Here is a 16,083-nt window from a genome sequence, read left to right as displayed (position 1 = left end):
TGTTCCCTAAAACGCAAAAAATGCACTAAATTCTCATAAATAACTGTTGTAGTGATATAAACTTTTCGTTTTGGGGATACTTCAAAATACTAGCTTGATGGACATGGGGCGGCACCAAATATGCTTGGATTAAAATCATTGCAAACAGCTAAAAAAGTGATTGCTGGAATAGAAGTTATGCATATGATCAAAAAAGGACAAACTCCTCAAGGTGAGAAGTCTGTCCAAAAACAGATAGATCTTATCTATGATTTCTTTGGTTTAAATAGTGAATTAGAATAATGACTTAATACTTGCTAGGACAGTAAGTATACCGATAATAATAACAAATACATTGCTCGCTTTCCCTTTGTATTTAGCTAGTACTGGTACTTTATGGATCGCATACATTGGTAATAGACATAAGATAGCAGCAACTAATGGACCGCTAAGGGCATCAATGATTCCAAGAATACTTGGATTTGCATAAGCAACATACCAGCATGTTAATACGACAAAAGTAAGGATCATTGTCTTAACTGTTTTTTCTCCCATATCTTTTCCGCGTTTTTTACCGGACTTGATAATCATGTCACGCATTACCTCATATGCTCCTATATAATGGCCAAGGAAGGACTTTGTTATAGCCATAAAAGCAATAAGAGGAGCTGCAATAGTGATTATAGGTGAATTAAGCTCATTAGCAAGATATGATAGGATTGACAAGTTCTCTTTTTTTGCCATTATAAGATCATCTGGAGTCAAACTCAAGGTACTGCTCCAAACAAAGAACATAACAACAGCGAATGTCATGATATAACAAGCCTTTTGTATTTGAGCACATTTGGCATCAGTAGCTTCTATTCCATAGGTAGCTCTCTGTTTCATAACAAATGATGAAATCATAGGAGAATGATTAAACGAGAATACTATGATTGGTAGTATCATCAATATCGTTCCAAAATATCCTGTGCCTGTTGAAGCAGTAGAAACAGTTGAAAAACTAAGCATTGACGTATTCCACTGTGGAATCAAAGATATTGCGATAAAAAGTAGCGAAGCTATGAAAGGATATACTAGCATGCTCATTATCTTTACAGTGATATCTTGACCAAAATTTAGTATAGCTATAAGACCGATTACTAATACAAGCGATAAAATGGCCCTTGGAGGCTCCTTCATGTGCAATTGATTCACGATAAAACTACTTGCAGTATTTGTAAGTGCAACCGAATACATCAGCACGATCGTATAAATTGAGACGAAATATACGATGTTAAAAATGCTACTTGCCTTATGTCCGAAATACTCTCTTATTGTACCTGTAATCCCCTCTTCAGCAGAATTGGAAGCGTATATCATTTTAGCAAGCGCCCTATGTGAGTAATACATAACAGGATATGCAAGTATGGTAATTAACAGTAATGATAATAAACCACCTGAACCTGCATTAATAGGTAAAAAGAGTACTCCTGCTCCAATTGCTGTTCCAAAAAGGCTCAATGCCCAGGTAGTATCCTGTTTATGCCACTTTTTAGGGTCTGGATATTTCCCATTTTTCACTGCAGTATTTTCAGCTTGAAATTCTACTTTTTTTGCAGTATTCCCATTCATATAATAATTCCTCCTTGTGTCCTTCTTCTAAGTTGATCGAAATCTAAAAATTTGCTAGTCATCAACCTGATGAATTTGTTAGCGCTCACAAAACATTTTAAATGTATAATAGTATATTTTAGTGCTAATGGCTCTCAATATATAAGCATCCTTAAGAGAACGATAGAGAATAGAATTGTTAACTATTTCACAATATTACCAATAACTGTTTATTGATTTGATTGTTTCTCTCCAAAGATTTTATTTTTAATGGAAATCCCTGTAGGTGTGGCCGCAACTCCGCCTAAACCTGTCTCTCTTAATTCGCGAGGCATCTGTCTTCCAACTCTATACATCGCTTCAATAACTTCGTCAGAATTGATGATATTGTTTACGCCGGCTAATGCGATGTCCGCTGCTGCTAAAGCATTTGCCATTCCAATGGCGTTTCTCTTTACACAAGGAATTTCTACCAAACCAGCGACCGGATCACAAACTAAACCGAGTAAATTTTGTAATGCGGTTGAGAAAGCTTCAGAAGATTGCTGCGGTGTTCCTCCGCCAGCTTCTACCGCTGCTGCAGCCGCCATTGCTGAGGCACTACCTACTTCAGCCTGACATCCTCCGTACGCTCCGGCAATACAAGCGTTATTTGCGACTATCGTTCCAAATAACGCTGAAGTGAATAGAAAATGGATCATATCTTCATGACTTAACTGCAACGTATCTTTAATACTAAATAGGACTCCCGGAATCGTCCCACTCGCACCTGCTGTTGGAGTTGCACAAATAGCTCCTAATGCAGCATTTACTTCATTAACACCGATAGCACTTTGAATCCCTAACACCATCAAATCTCCAGAAAGAGTTTTTCCATTTTCTCGATATTTTTTTATTTTAACAGCATCGCCTCCGGTTAAACCAGTTGGAGAAAATACCCCGTCGCCCTCGATACTTTTATTTATGGCATTTTCCATAGTTGTTAAATTTCTTTCCATTTTACTCCAAACTTCTTCATAAGAAGTTTTAGTTTGTTCGATTTCCTGTTCGATTGCTAATTCATAAATTGGCTTTTGGCTTTTATTAGCTGCATCCACAATTTCTTTTATAGACATATACATATTTTTTCACCTCTTAATGTACTAAAGAATAACGATATTAGCTATATTGCTTAAACTTCCCAATTCCATTTGAACATTACCAGGCAATAGCGAATCCAAAGCAAATGCACATAAATATTTTCCGTTTTCTACCAAGCTGTGGAAATTGTTAATTTCCACATCATATTGTTTAAAGATCCTGCGTAAGACAAATTCAAAGTCAGCTTTTTCGGAAATTGCAATAATAACTGGCAGTGGCCCCTGCAGATCTAAGCTAAATCCGTCAATTTCAACATGTTTGACTTCAATTAATCCGCCGCCGACCGAAATACCCATCGTTCTAATACTTCGACTTTCATCCTCTAAAGATACATCTGCTGTATTTGGATGACCAGCAGGACTATCACCTGCTTTTTCAATAAAGGTAATGTCAATTCCTTTAGATTCTGCTATTTTAATAGCATCTGGCACTTTGCTGTCATCGGCAGCAAAGCCTAATATCCCAGCAATAATTGCAAAATCAGTTCCGTGTCCTTTATGGGTTTCAGCAAATGATTCATAATACCTTACCACGACTTTTTTTGGAAGACCTTGAAATAATTTATTGGCAACTGTTCCAATAGCTAAAGCACCTGCAGTATGTGAACTTGAAGGACCTATCATTATCGGCCCAATCACATCAAAACAACTTTTGTATTTAACAACCTTTTTTTCTTTAATAGATGCTACATTCATGTTCATATAAGCACCCCCATAATTTACTATTTTTAATTGCGGTTGAATCTAAGTTATTAGAATGACCAATTCAAAATAAGACCTGATTGATAACGCTTCCATTTTCGTGTTGAATAAATTTTCCTTCTGATCACACACTTTCTTAGAGTAATCATATCAGTATGTACAATTTTAGAAGGTTACTTGCAAGGTCTTTAGAATTTTTGCACCAGAACCAGGTTGATATTTTCTCTGGAGGTAATAGATTATCTCTCGACGCCCTCATTATAACTTGTATATTTATAAAATTAATATTTTTTTATTTTTAGAAAGAATGAATAAACAGAATCTTGAATAGATAATAAATTACACTTGGCATGTAGCAATTGTGTCCATTGTTTGAAACTGTATTAGTTAATAGAAAAGAAAAAATAATACAGATTTCCTTTGATTAACACATTGATTATATTGGTAAACCGTTATAAAGATACTTATATTTTCCTTTGCTGAAACATCTTATTTTAGACGTGAAAACTGTTGTAATAAATGATTCATGTAGATGGAAAGGAATAGATTAAGGAAATATAAAATCCTTTTCGTATATTTATTATTTATCTTGCATTTATATACATTTTTCAGAAAAAAGGAACTTCTTTTTTATAAATCTTGGATATACTGATATTATTACTTTACAAAAGGTGTGTGATTAGTATGGAAAAAGAACAGTCATTTAGGTTCTGGTGCAAAAAAGAGAATAAAATGCATATATCCCCAACAGAATCGTATCTATATGCTATAGGGCTCTTGTAAAAAGGGGCAAAGTAGTCCTATATGGTGACCAAAAATAAGAAAATTTCCTCTTGTAAGGAAGGGGCATTTTCGTTAAAATTAAACTGAACGGTCGGTTTAGTGAGGTGCAATAATGAGAAAGAGTGCTGAAGAAATTAAAAGAGAAATTGCTTATAAAGCAGAAGAATTATTTTCAAAAACAGGGTATGCAGCAACATCTATGGAAGACATTTGTGAAGTTACTGAGCGGAGTAAGGGCAGTATTTACTATCACTTTAAAAGTAAAGAAGAATTGTTTTTATTTGTAGTGAAGCAGCATACGTACGATTGGCTGGAAAAATGGTCCGAAAAAGAAAAACAGTATCATACAAGTACGGAAAAACTATATGGCCTTGCTGAATATTATGTGGAGGATGTCCAAAACCCAATTTCTAGCACAATTGAAGAATTTTTAACGAGTCAAGTTGTAAGGAAAGATATAATGGATGAAATGATAGCCTTAACTCGTGAATCGTATAGCATTTTCAAGAAGCTAGTCGAAGAAGGGATGGCATCAGATGAATTTCGCCAAGACGATGTAAATGATCTCATGTACGTTGTGAACGGTCTATTAGCTGGGCTTGGACCATTATATTATGAAATGAATGCAGAGGAAATGAAACGGATTTATAAAAAAGCAATTGATGTTTTATTACAGGGAATGGCAGCTGGATCGTAATGTCAGCAGCTTTTCTTTTAAAACAAATTAGACTGAACGGTCGGTTTAGTAAAGGGGGAGATATGATGAATGCTTTGTTAAAAAATCGAGTGTTTATGCTCGTAATCGCTTCTGATATTTTACAACAATTTGCAATTTGGATTCGAAATATGGCGCTTTTGTTTTTTATTATGGAGCACACAAATAATGATCCTATTGCTGTCTCTTTATTGTCTGTCATGGAATATGCACCTATATTCATCTTTTCATTTGTTGGAGGTGCCTTGGCTGATAGATGGAATCCAAAGCGAACAATGATTACAGGGGATATATTAAGTGCACTATCTATCGTCATGATTGTTTTATTATTAAAGATTGGTTATTGGCAAGCATTATTTGCTGCAACATTTGTGTCAGCGGTTGTCAGCCAATTTTCACAGCCAGCAACTTCACGAGTGTTTAAACATCATGTCGAAGAGGAACATGTTAGTGCGGCCATTGCCATATCTCAAAGTTTACAATCATTGTTTCTTATCTTTGGTCCGGTTGTAGGGACATTTGTATATACACAGCTTGGGTTATTTGTATCATTGTACAGCTTAATCATTATTTTTGCTTTATCAGCTCTTTGTCTTTCATTTCTGCCGCGATGGTTACAAGATAAAGAGGTGGTGTCATCTTCATTATGGAATGATATAAAAGAAGGTTGGTTGTATGTGTTACGTTCCAATCCTTTACGAATGTTGGCGGCTACTTTTTCGATCATTGGTTTAGCAGCAGGTTTAGTACAACCGCTTGAAATCTTTCTCGTTGTGGAGCGATTAGGGATGGAGAAAGAGGCTGTACAATATTTAACTGCAGCTGATGGCATTGGGATGTTAATTGGGGGCGGCGTGGCAGCTATGGTTGCTGCAAAAGTAAAGCAGAAGCATTTGCTTGTTTTTGGCATGCTCATTTTAGCTGTCTCGTTTGTTGTAGAAGGATTTTCAACTTCATTTTGGATTACGGTATGTATGCGGCTTATAACAGGAATTTGTTTAGCTTGTGTACATATCATAATCGGAACGTTTATGATTCAACTTGTAGATGAAAACATGATTGGCCGGGTAAATGGAACGATATTACCGTTATTTATGAGCACGATGTTAATCGGCGTTTCGCTAGGAGGAGTATTGAAAGAGACAACTTCGCTCGTAATCGTGTTTAGCATAGCGGCGGTATTAGGATTAGTAGCTGTTTTACCAGTACTTCGAATGAAAATGACACAAAAACAAGAAGGGTAAAAGAGAGGATACACCATTTTGAAAAAGTAAATCTATCATAAAAACGCTCTCCCATAAAAGTTGGGAGAGCGTTTGATTATAATGTTTCTGGTTTTTGAGAAGGTTCTGTTACAGAAGGCGAAGAACTCTCTGGTACACGTGTTAACAGAAATCCTCCTATTATAAATAGTACGACAATACTTAAAACACCGGCGTTTGTTTTACCAGTTAACTGCGTTGTGACACCGACGAGAACCGGGCCCATAATTGCTGCGAATTTACCAAATATGTTATAAAATCCAAAGAATTCGTTTGCGGATTCTTTCGGAATGAGCTTTGCAAAATAGGAGCGGCTTAACGCTTGAATACCACCTTGTGAAGTAGCAACGAGCATCGCCAAAATCCAGAAATCTAACGTTGTTTTTAGGAAATAAGCGTATATACAAATAATAACATAAATAATAATACCAACATATAGCATTTTCTTTCCGGTAAATGTTTCAGATAACTTGCCATATAATAGTGCGAATGGGCAGGCGACAATTTGTGTAACGAATAAAATAATTATTAAACTTGTTGCGCTAATACCAAGGTCTGTTCCATATGATGTTGACATAGTAATGATTGTGTCGACTCCATCAATATAGAAGAAATAGGCAAGGAGGAAGAAAAAAACTGTTCGATATTGACGGATATTTTTAAATGTATAAGCAAGGCGTTTAAAACTTGTCACAACAGGATTTGGATCACGTTCAATAAAATAACGTTGTTCAACATTTTTTAACATAGGGATTGTAAAGAGTCCCCACCAAAGCGCTGTAATTGCGAATGAAATTTGGCTTGTCACGCCTACTGATAATGGGAGGATACCTTTTTGCGAAAGAATAATAAGGGCCATGCAGCCGATAAATGGAATCGTGCTCCCAATATAGCCAAGGGCAAAGCCGCGTGTTGAAACACGGTTCATTCGGTCCTCTGTCGTCACATCTATTAAAAAAGCATCGTAAAAAATATTTGCTCCTGCAAATCCAATTAAAGCGAACATATAACAGCAAAGTAAGAGAATCCACTGTGAAGTTGGTACGACTGCCAACATCCCTGTAAAAATAATGCCTAATAGGAAAAAGAATGTGAAGAAACGTTTCTTAAATCCTTTATAATCAGCGATTGTACCAAGAATGGGAGCGAGTATAGACACCATAAGTGTCGCCAGGGAATTGGCATACCCCCAATATGCAGTTGATGTTGTACCAGCAAGTCCAGCTTCTTTAGCGGCTGCTTTAAAGTAGATTGGGAATATAGCAGTTGTAATAACGAGTGAATATACTGAGTTTGCCCAGTCATATAATATCCAGCTTTTTTCTTGCCTGGACATTTTTTTCATATATGTTCCTCCTCTAATCAATGTAATGTTATTGTACAAAAAGGTATTTGTAAAAAAGAGAAACTAACTGAAAATTTACATAACTTTTACGTAACTTTACAATTGCAATAACTCTTCTATAACAGTGCCGTCTGTTTCACCAAGATGTAATCCAAGCAATCTTGCAATTGTAGGACCTTCATCAATAAGTCGCATGTGCGGAATAATCGCACCTTGACGAATTCCTTTACCGGCTGCCATGAAAATAGTTTCGTAATTTGGTTTTGATGGAGAATAGCCATGGGTACCAAATGTATATTTTTTATTAGAGGTCACATCTTTTCTTGTAATCTCTCTTATAAAGTCTCCAGTATGATTTTCTAAAAAGTAATAGCCTTCCCGTGCTTCAAGCATAAAGAGGCAATTTCCGTCAGCACCTAAATCTTTTGCTTCCTCATCGGTTAATAGAAATTCTATGCCGTTTTGTTTATCTTGCATGAGTTCTCGCAGTAAACGGTGTACATTTCCAATTGTTTCTGTATCATTTTTATCTTTTACGTATACATATGCTGAGCCGTCACAGCCTTGACAATAAGCTTTCCAATTTGTTACTTCTCCTTTCTGATTTACAGTAAGGAGCCCCTTTTCGCGTAATAAGACATTTAATTGGATAGCCTTATTTTCATCCAATGCGCTATGATCTCCAAGTGCAATGATCGTCGCCCTGTCATACATACCGCTTTCGCGCAGCGCATCAACAATTGCACCTAGACGTTTGTCATGGCGATGAATCGCTGCGACTGTTTCCTCAGAAGAAAATCCATGATAATGGCGTTGTGTATCTAAGTCAGTAAAATGAACAAACATAAGATTTGGCTTTTTCGTTTGGATCGTGTGTACTGCAGAAGCAAGCACAAAATCATCTAGCTCTGGTTGTGACAAACCATTCCGAATGTGACCAAAACGCTGATTTAGCTCTAGTTGATACAATGGGCTCCCACTGAATAAGGAGACGAGCACTTGATTTTGCCATGGACGATTTGGAAAAATTTCTGGCATGTTGTAGTCAATCTTTGCTTTTCCTGTTACAGGCCATAGAAGTGCAGCTGTTTTTAAGTTTGCTTTTCGCGCTTCATCATAAAGAGTTGTTCCTCGAATCGAGCGGCGATACCAGTGCCAGTCCGGTGATTCTTTCCCGGGTTGTAGCAGAGTGTTGTTTACAACCCCATGCTTCGCAGGATAATTTCCTGTCACAATTGTTGTATGACATGGGTATGTGACAGATGGATAAATACTTTCAACTTTTTCAGCGTATGCACCACGTTTTAGTAAAGAACGGAAGTGAGGAAGGTTTTGTAATATAGGAAGATCTAAAGCTGATAAACAATCAAAAGATAAAACAATAACATGTTTTGTTGCAGGTTTGTTCATAGAATAATACCTCCAAAAGTTCTACAACCTATTTTTATATATTACTATTAACACTTGGTGATAAAAACTACTACTAAAAAGAAAGTTTTTTTAGAATTTTGAGATTTATAAACGTATAATATAATTAAGGGAGTGAAAATGATGGGATTTTTTTTAATGAGTAGCATAATCACAATGGTTCTTGTTTTTTTGATTTCGTTCACATTACGCAAAAGTTTTCCAAATCGTTCGCTTGATATTACTTTCGGACTTATTATGATTTTCATTTGCTTGATTAGTTTTTTACTTACGTTATTTTTTATTGATGGATGGGAAGGTATGGCATATGGTTTTCTCTGTTTTTTTATATTAATTGGAACAATTATTGGGATGTTACTTCATCAAATCGTAAAATTTTTCCGAAAGAAATATATGTAATAAGAGTATAAAACAAAATAAACTGAAAATAATATATAAAAATTTAAAAATTCTCTATTGCGTTATAATTGAGTGTGTATTATGATAATCAACAAATTTATATTGTGATGACGATGAAAAAGGATTAGTACATGTTCAATCTTTTTGCAGAGAGAGAATCCAGTGGCTGAGAGATTCTTAAAAGACAATATGGAACCTACCTTTGAGTTCTGCATATGCAGCGGGATATTCCCGTTATCGAACAAGAGAGCATATACATGTTGTATATGAATCAGGGTGGTAACGCCGGCAAAAAGCTCGGTCCCTATTTTAGGGATGCGGGCTTTTTTTATTTTTAGAAGGAGGAAAAGAAAATGAAAAAAGAACAAGTACAAGCCATTACAAAGATGGAAGACGATTTCGCACAGTGGTATACGGATATCGTAAAAAAAGCAGAACTTGTTGATTATTCAAGTGTAAAAGGATGTATGATTTTACGTCCTTATGGGTACGCACTTTGGGAAAACATTCAAAAAGTAATGGATGAAAGGTTAAAAGAAACAGGCCATGAAAATGTGTATATGCCAATGTTTATTCCTGAAAGTTTACTTCAAAAAGAGAAAGACCATGTAGAAGGTTTTGCACCAGAAGTAGCGTGGGTAACGCACGGAGGGGATGAAGAATTAGCTGAGCGTCTCTGTGTTCGTCCGACATCAGAAACGTTATTCTGTGAGCATTTCTCGAAAATTGTACAGTCGTACAATGACTTACCAAAGCTATATAATCAATGGTGTTCTGTTGTCCGTTGGGAAAAAACGACACGTCCATTCTTACGTACAACCGAATTTTTATGGCAAGAAGGTCATACAATCCATGAAACAGCGGAAGAGTCACAGCAAGAAACGCTTAACATTTTAAATATATATGCGTCGTTTTGTGAAGAGTATTTAGCGATTCCGGTTATAAAAGGGCAGAAGACGGAAAAAGAAAAATTTGCAGGTGCGAAAGCGACTTATACGATTGAAAGCTTAATGCATGATGGCAAAGCATTGCAAACGGGTACGTCGCATAATTTTGGCACGAACTTCACAGAAGCATTTGATATTAAGTTTTTAGATCGGAATGGGAAGTGGCAATATGCGCATCAAACATCTTGGGGTGTATCAACAAGAATGATCGGCGGTCTTATTATGGTGCATAGTGATAATAATGGACTTGTATTACCACCAAAGATTGCACCAACGCAAGTGATGATTGTACCAATTGCCCAGCACAAAGAAGGCGTGTTAGAAAAAGCAGCTGAGCTTCAAGCTTGTATTCAAAAAGTTGCGCGCGTGAAAATGGATGCAAGCAACAAAACACCAGGCTGGAAGTTTAATGAATATGAGATGAAAGGTATACCAGTTCGTTTAGAAGTGGGGCCGAAAGATATTGAAAAAAATCAAGTTGTCCTTGTACGCCGTGATACGAAAGAAAAAGAATTTGTAGCTATACATGAATTAGAGGAACGTATTACAAAGTTACTTGAGGATATTCAGCAGTCCCTATTTGAAAAAGCGAAAGCGTTGCGTGAAGACAAAACGTATACAGCTATTACTTTTGAAGAGATGAAGCAAGTAGCGGCAGAAAAGCAAGGATTTATTAAAGCGATGTGGTGTGGAAGTCTTGCTTGTGAAGAAAAGTTAAAAGAAGAAGCAGGTGTTACATCACGTTGTATGCCATTTGAACAAGAAGAATTAGCTAAGCGTTGTGTGTGCTGTGAGAAAGATGCAAAGCATATGGTGTATTGGGGTAAAGCATATTAAAGAATGGATATAGTTACTTGGACGGAAGTAAATGGAAAAAGGTTAGCGAAATGCTAACCTTTTTCGTATTGTAAAGTGCATTTTCTTTGCTTTTATCCCGCTATTCGTGGGCAGTAAGACCCCCACCTCAAGATTGAGAGAGAATCGTTGTCCAGCTCCAGTGGCTCGAATGTTCGGTGGCTTCGCTTCTTCCTACGAGGTAAAAAACACCTCTACGTCAGAAGCTCCATCCCCCCTCACATTCTGAACGAGCCACTTCCGCTTTTCTAAAGAAGATAGGTGGGGGATAACTGCCCGTAAAAGCCCGATTGGGCGGGCTAACCATCAGTGGGGGAGGAAAAAACCCCCACTGATGGAAGTTTCACTTTGTTGATATGAATTTGTATACGAACATAATTTGAAAGATTTTTTAAAATTTTCAAACGTAAAGATCGGTGGTATGTATGTTATAATTTTAGATAAGAAAATAAGGAAAGGAAGTGACTTAAGAATATAAAATCCTTATATTCTAATAAAGTATGAAACGAACAACAAAGCAAATAATAGCAGGTACGTTTATAGCGACAGCGGCATCTCTTATTTCTACAAATGCTTTTGCACAAGAAGAAAGCACAGCTACAGTAAACGCGACAAATTTACATATACGTCAACAACCAACAACACAAAGTCCAATTGTCGGACAAGTAAAGCAAGGAACACCTGTAAAGGTATTAGGAGTACAAAAAGATTGGGCGAAAATTTCTTACAATGGTAAAGAAGGATATGTTTTACTACGGTTTTTAAAGATAGCAGGAACAACGACTACAATAGAATCGAAGCAACAACCAAGTATTAATAATGGACAACGTGAAATGGGTTTTGTAACAGCAATATATTTAAATGTCCGTAATAGCCCTGATGTAGGTAGCACTCTTCTTGGAAGTGTTGAAAAAGGAGAAAGTGTTACCATTATAGGAAAAGCAAATGGTTGGGCAAAAATTGAATATAAAGGAAAAGAAGGTTATGTTTCGTTAAAGTTTGTGAAATTAGAAGGGAAAGCAGTAGAGAAGCCAACAGAAAATGTTGTGACAGGTAAGCAAGAGGAAGGAACAATAACAGCATCAAGTCTGCGAGTAAGAAGCGGAGCGAACAGAAATAGTGCTATTCTCGGAAACTTAAAACAAGGTGAGAAAATAACGGTACTGGGGAAAGAAAACGGCTGGGCGAAGGTTGCATACAAAGGAAAAGAAGGCTATGTTTCGCTAGAGTTTGTACAAATTAATACAAGTTCGAATACTAACAATGAAAATAATGGACAAGTAACAGAAGAAAGAGGAATTGTAAATACATCTTTCTTAAATGTACGTCAAGGTCCTTCAACAAATACTTCAATTGTGACGTGCTTGAAAAATGGTGAGTCAGTTTCAGTACTAGGCAAGGAAAATGGTTGGGCGAAAGTTCGAGTAAACGGCGTAGAAGGTTATGTTTTGTTAAAGTTTGTGAAATTAGAAGGTAAGCTGGCAGAAAATGTTATGACAGGTAAGCAAGAGAAAGGAACAATAACAGCGACAAGCCTGCGAGTAAGAAGCGAAGCAAACAGAAATAGTGCTATTCTCGGGAATTTAAAACAAGGGGAGAAGATAACGGTACTAGGGAAAGAAAACGGCTGGGCGAAGATTATATACAAAGGAAAAGAAGGCTATGTTTCGCTAGAGTTTGTACAAATTAATACAAGTTCGAACGCTAACAATGAAAATAATGGACAAGTAACAGAAGAAAGAGGAATTGTAAATACATCTTTCTTAAATGTACGTCAAGGTCCTTCAACAAATACTTCAATTATGACGTGCTTGAAAAATGGTGAGTCAGTTTCAATACTAGGCAAGGAAAATGGTTGGGCGAAAGTTCGAGTAAACGGCGTAGAAGGTTATGTTTCGTTAAAGTTTGTGAAATTAGAAGGTAAGCCGGCAGAAAATGTTGTGACAGGTAAGCAAGAGGAAGGAACAATAACAGCGACAAGCCTGCGAGTAAGAAGTGCAGCGAACACAAATAGTGCCATTCTCGGGAATTTAAAACAAGGGGAGAAGATAACGGTACTAGGGAAAGAAAATGGCTGGGCGAAGATTATGTACAAAGGAAAAGAAGGCTATGTTTCGCTAGAGTTTGTGAAGTTAGAAGGTAAGCCGGCAGAAAATGTTGTGACAGGTAAGCAAGAGGAAGGAACAATAACAGCGACAAGTCTGCGAGTAAGAAGCGAAGCAAACAGAAATAGTGCTATTCTCGGGAATTTAAAACAAGGCGAGAAAATAACGGTACTGGGGAAAGAAAACGGCTGGGCAAAGATTACATACAAAGGAAAAGAAGGCTATGTTTCGCTAGAATTTGTACAAATTAGTACAAGTTCGAATGCTAACAATGAAAATAATGGACAAGTAACAGAAGAAAGAGGAATTGTAAATACATCTTTATTAAATGTACGTCAAGGTCCTTCAACAAATACTTCAATTGTGACGCGCCTGAAAAATGGTGAGTCAGTTTCAATACTAGGCAAGGAAAACGGTTGGGCGAAAGTTCGAATAAACGGCGTAGAAGGTTATGTTTCTTTACAGTTCTTAAAGTTAAAACAAGCATCTTCTTATGAAGTGGTTACAGAGGCAGGAAAAGTTCAAAAATCGAATGGGATGGAAGCAGAAAAAGAGCTGCAAACAAAGCAAGAAGATGGTTATATTGTTAGCGATGGTAAAGTTGTGAATATGAAACAAGGTTTTGTACGAACAAATGGTGTGATTAATATTTATGATATTACAACTGGTAAAAAGTTAACATATGTACGAGAGGGAGCTGACTTGAAGTTTGTAAAAGTGGATGGAGATCGTGTACATGTGAAAATTCATGGTACGACAGGATATGTCAATATAGATGACGTTACTTTATTTCCCAATATGCTTCATGAATCAACGTCATATTATACAGTGAAAAATGGAAGTCTTTATCACTATGTATATGATAATTCTAAGGATGAGTATGTGACATATAAAATCGGCAATGCACCGAGGCATTTACAAGAAGGTCAACGTTATGAGGCATTTGATAAAACGCAAATCGGTGGACAGGATAGTTATCAATATTTTGAGTATGTGCCGATTCGCGTTACATCTACCTATACAGCGAAAGACATTGATGATTTTGTAAGGAAACATAGTGAAGACAGCCCGTTGATTGGAACTGGACAATATTTTGTTAAGGCAGAACAAAAGTATAATCTAAATGCAGGGTACTTATTGTCTCATGCCATTTTGGAATCCGGTTGGGGAAAAAGTCGTATTGCACAAGATAAGAAAAATTTATTTGGTTTTAGAGCGGTAGATTCTAATCCGTATAATGGTGCAACGGCATTTAAAACATGGGAAGAAGGCATTAACTTCTGCGCTTCGTATATTGATCAAAATTATTTAAATCCAAATGGCTGGACATATAATGGCGGGAATTTGGGAGATAAATCACAAGGTATGAACGTTATGTATGCAAGTGATGAGAATTGGGGTCAACAAATTGCCTCTCTTATGAATAGACTTGATGCCATGAACGGTGGAAAAGATTTGAATAAATATCAGCTAGGTATGCTGCAAGAAGGATCCGTGTTATTTGAAAATATAGATGGAGAACAAGTAAGTGTAGCACCTCGTAATATTACAGTTGCAATTAAGAACACAATTCAAACTTCAAATGGAACATTCTATGAGCTAGTTTCTGATAACACAGCGTATAATAGTGTGTATGCGAAAGCAAGCTCTGTAAAACTTATATCTTCATATTAAAAAATAGCTAGATTCATAATGTTACAGGGAAATAGGTGAATTAAAACGAATTCTTGATTGTTTGGCATAGGTAAAGGAACTGACCAAAAAGTGGACTTTTTGGTCAACTCCTTTCATTTTTCGGTAGGGTCTAGTTCCGGCGGATGAACGATTTATCTCGCCTATTGTTGAATGGTCTTTATATTCTGTCGAAGCGCCGATAAATTCACCATTTTCGCCGATATAATATGAGGAGATAATTTTGGGTTTTTCACTTCTTACATCAGTGCAGAGAAATAAAATAGATGTTTTCATATAATCGAAAATTTATTCTTTTTTTCAATCTATGAAAAATGCTACAATATAAAGAAAGAATACAATATTTTCCTAGCTGGAAAGTGATTTGTAGAAAGGAAGAGACTTCATGCCTATTATTTTAGAAAAAGGACAGAAGATCGACTTAACAAAAGGACAACCAGGGTTAACAAAATTACAAGTTGGTCTAGGATGGGATCCAATTGGAAAATCGGGTGGATTATTGTCTTCATTGTTTGGAAGTAAGCCAAATATTGACTGTGATGCATCTGTGATCATGCTTGAGAATGATCGGTTTTTACATAAACATGATTTAATTTATTTTGGAAATAAATTATCTTCTTGTGGAAGTGTTACTCATTCGGGTGATAATTTAACAGGTGAAGGTGTAGGCGATGATGAAACTATTTTTGTTGAATTACAAAAAGTTCCATCTAGAGTGAACCGCCTAATTTTTGTTGTAAATATTTATGATTGCGTGAACCGTCGCCAAGACTTTGGAATGATTCACAATGCGTATATTCGTATTCAAAATCCACAAACACGCGAAGAGTTAGTACGTTATAACTTAACGGATAACTACGGTGGGAAGACAACTTTAATTGCTGGTGAAATGTACCGCCATAACAATGAATGGAAGTTCTCGGCAGTCGGAGAAGGAACGCAAGATAAAAATTTAAGTGAAATCGTTACGCGTTATCAATAAAGTGAAACTTCCATCAGTGGGGAGAGGCTTCATCCCCCACTGATGGAAAGCTCTCACCAATCGGGCTCTTACGGGCAGTTATTCCCCACCTATCTTCCTCATTTTTTTCTACACCTTGAGGTTTGGGAATCTTACTGCCCGTTAGAGCGGGATAATT

General features: G+C 36.5%; 11 protein-coding genes, 1 pseudogene and 1 other annotated feature. Of the genes and pseudogenes, 7 read left to right on the top strand and 5 right to left on the bottom strand.

The features are described from left to right. Window positions 1-117: 117 nt before the first annotated feature. Window positions 118-282, top strand: a pseudogene (locus tag MR076_RS11820) (IS6 family transposase); the annotation flags it as partial. Here the strand turns inward: MR076_RS11820 and MR076_RS11815 are convergent. The 3 genes from MR076_RS11815 to sdaAB form a co-directional block, all read right to left on the bottom strand. Continuing rightward, window positions 274-1,593, bottom strand: a complete 1,320-nt coding sequence (locus MR076_RS11815) for an amino acid permease (RefSeq protein WP_242220733.1) — start codon at window positions 1,591-1,593, stop codon at window positions 274-276. The pseudogene MR076_RS11820 and the gene MR076_RS11815 overlap by 9 nt on opposite strands. A 209-nt stretch (window positions 1,594-1,802) precedes the next feature. Then, entirely contained in the window at window positions 1,803-2,693 is an 891-nt protein-coding gene (gene sdaAA / locus MR076_RS11810) for an L-serine ammonia-lyase, iron-sulfur-dependent, subunit alpha (protein ID WP_242220732.1), read from the bottom strand. A 21-nt stretch (window positions 2,694-2,714) separates the two neighbouring features. After that, complete coding sequence (gene sdaAB / locus MR076_RS11805; RefSeq protein ID WP_242220730.1) at window positions 2,715-3,413, bottom strand: L-serine ammonia-lyase, iron-sulfur-dependent subunit beta; 699 nt, start codon at window positions 3,411-3,413, stop codon at window positions 2,715-2,717. 895 nt (window positions 3,414-4,308) lie between these two features. Between sdaAB and MR076_RS11800 the strand changes: the two genes are divergently transcribed. Both MR076_RS11800 and MR076_RS11795 read left to right on the top strand, forming a co-directional pair. Next, window positions 4,309-4,893 carry a TetR/AcrR family transcriptional regulator gene (locus MR076_RS11800; protein WP_242220728.1) on the top strand — a complete coding sequence of 195 codons (585 nt, stop codon included), beginning with the start codon at window positions 4,309-4,311 and terminating at the stop codon, window positions 4,891-4,893. A 65-nt stretch (window positions 4,894-4,958) separates the two neighbouring features. Then, window positions 4,959-6,155: an MFS transporter gene (locus MR076_RS11795; RefSeq protein WP_242220726.1), complete on the top strand. Its 1,197-nt coding sequence runs from the start codon at window positions 4,959-4,961 to the stop codon at window positions 6,153-6,155. 76 nt (window positions 6,156-6,231) lie between these two features. Here MR076_RS11795 and MR076_RS11790 read toward each other — a convergent pair whose 3' ends face one another. Next, window positions 6,232-7,518, bottom strand: coding sequence for an MFS transporter (locus MR076_RS11790; RefSeq protein ID WP_242220724.1), 1,287 nt, complete (start codon window positions 7,516-7,518; stop codon window positions 6,232-6,234). A 96-nt stretch (window positions 7,519-7,614) separates the two neighbouring features. Next, window positions 7,615-8,928 (bottom strand): alkaline phosphatase family protein, encoded by a 1,314-nt coding sequence (locus MR076_RS11785; protein WP_242220722.1) that lies wholly within the window; start codon window positions 8,926-8,928, stop codon window positions 7,615-7,617. Window positions 8,929-9,069: 141 nt separating this feature from the next. Between MR076_RS11785 and MR076_RS11780 the strand changes: the two genes are divergently transcribed. The 4 genes from MR076_RS11780 to MR076_RS11765 all read left to right on the top strand — a co-directional run bounded on the left by MR076_RS11780 (window position 9,070) and on the right by MR076_RS11765 (window position 15,926). Continuing rightward, window positions 9,070-9,345, top strand: a complete 276-nt coding sequence (locus MR076_RS11780; RefSeq protein WP_242220721.1) for a YesK-like family protein — start codon at window positions 9,070-9,072, stop codon at window positions 9,343-9,345. Window positions 9,346-9,449: 104 nt separating this feature from the next. Beyond that, window positions 9,450-9,654: a binding site (T-box leader), on the top strand. Window positions 9,655-9,698: 44 nt separating this feature from the next. After that, window positions 9,699-11,129, top strand: coding sequence for a proline--tRNA ligase (proS, locus tag MR076_RS11775; protein WP_242220719.1), 1,431 nt, complete (start codon window positions 9,699-9,701; stop codon window positions 11,127-11,129). Between the two features lie 518 nt (window positions 11,130-11,647). Next, the gene (locus MR076_RS11770; protein ID WP_242220717.1) at window positions 11,648-14,926 is read left to right on the top strand and encodes an SH3 domain-containing protein; all 3,279 of its coding nucleotides are present in this window, start codon (window positions 11,648-11,650) and stop codon (window positions 14,924-14,926) included. A 403-nt stretch (window positions 14,927-15,329) separates the two neighbouring features. Further along, window positions 15,330-15,926: a TerD family protein gene (locus tag MR076_RS11765; protein WP_242220715.1), complete on the top strand. Its 597-nt coding sequence runs from the start codon at window positions 15,330-15,332 to the stop codon at window positions 15,924-15,926. The last annotated feature ends 157 nt before the right edge of the window (window positions 15,927-16,083 follow it).

The organism is Bacillus cereus group sp. BfR-BA-01380 (genome assembly GCF_022663535.1).
GTDB classification, from domain to species: domain Bacteria; phylum Bacillota; class Bacilli; order Bacillales; family Bacillaceae_G; genus Bacillus_A; species Bacillus_A cereus_BB.
Note: the sequence above shows the minus strand (reverse complement) of the source record. Positions and strands in the feature narration are given on the sequence as shown.

What these genes read in the sequence shown, in the direction of transcription:
- MR076_RS11780 (WP_242220721.1), top strand. Translation starts at nt 9,070, where the DNA reads ATGGGATTTTTTTTAATGAGTAGCATAATCACAATGGTTCTTGTTTTT.
- MR076_RS11795 (WP_242220726.1), top strand. Translation starts at nt 4,959, where the DNA reads ATGAATGCTTTGTTAAAAAATCGAGTGTTTATGCTCGTAATCGCTTCT.
- sdaAB (WP_242220730.1), bottom strand. Translation starts at nt 3,413, where the DNA reads ATGAACATGAATGTAGCATCTATTAAAGAAAAAAAGGTTGTTAAATAC.
- MR076_RS11785 (WP_242220722.1), bottom strand. Translation starts at nt 8,928, where the DNA reads ATGAACAAACCTGCAACAAAACATGTTATTGTTTTATCTTTTGATTGT.
- MR076_RS11800 (WP_242220728.1), top strand. Translation starts at nt 4,309, where the DNA reads ATGAGAAAGAGTGCTGAAGAAATTAAAAGAGAAATTGCTTATAAAGCA.
- MR076_RS11765 (WP_242220715.1), top strand. Translation starts at nt 15,330, where the DNA reads ATGCCTATTATTTTAGAAAAAGGACAGAAGATCGACTTAACAAAAGGA.
- MR076_RS11815 (WP_242220733.1), bottom strand. Translation starts at nt 1,593, where the DNA reads ATGAATGGGAATACTGCAAAAAAAGTAGAATTTCAAGCTGAAAATACT.
- MR076_RS11770 (WP_242220717.1), top strand. Translation starts at nt 11,648, where the DNA reads ATGAAACGAACAACAAAGCAAATAATAGCAGGTACGTTTATAGCGACA.
- proS (WP_242220719.1), top strand. Translation starts at nt 9,699, where the DNA reads ATGAAAAAAGAACAAGTACAAGCCATTACAAAGATGGAAGACGATTTC.
- sdaAA (WP_242220732.1), bottom strand. Translation starts at nt 2,693, where the DNA reads ATGTATATGTCTATAAAAGAAATTGTGGATGCAGCTAATAAAAGCCAA.
- MR076_RS11790 (WP_242220724.1), bottom strand. Translation starts at nt 7,518, where the DNA reads ATGAAAAAAATGTCCAGGCAAGAAAAAAGCTGGATATTATATGACTGG.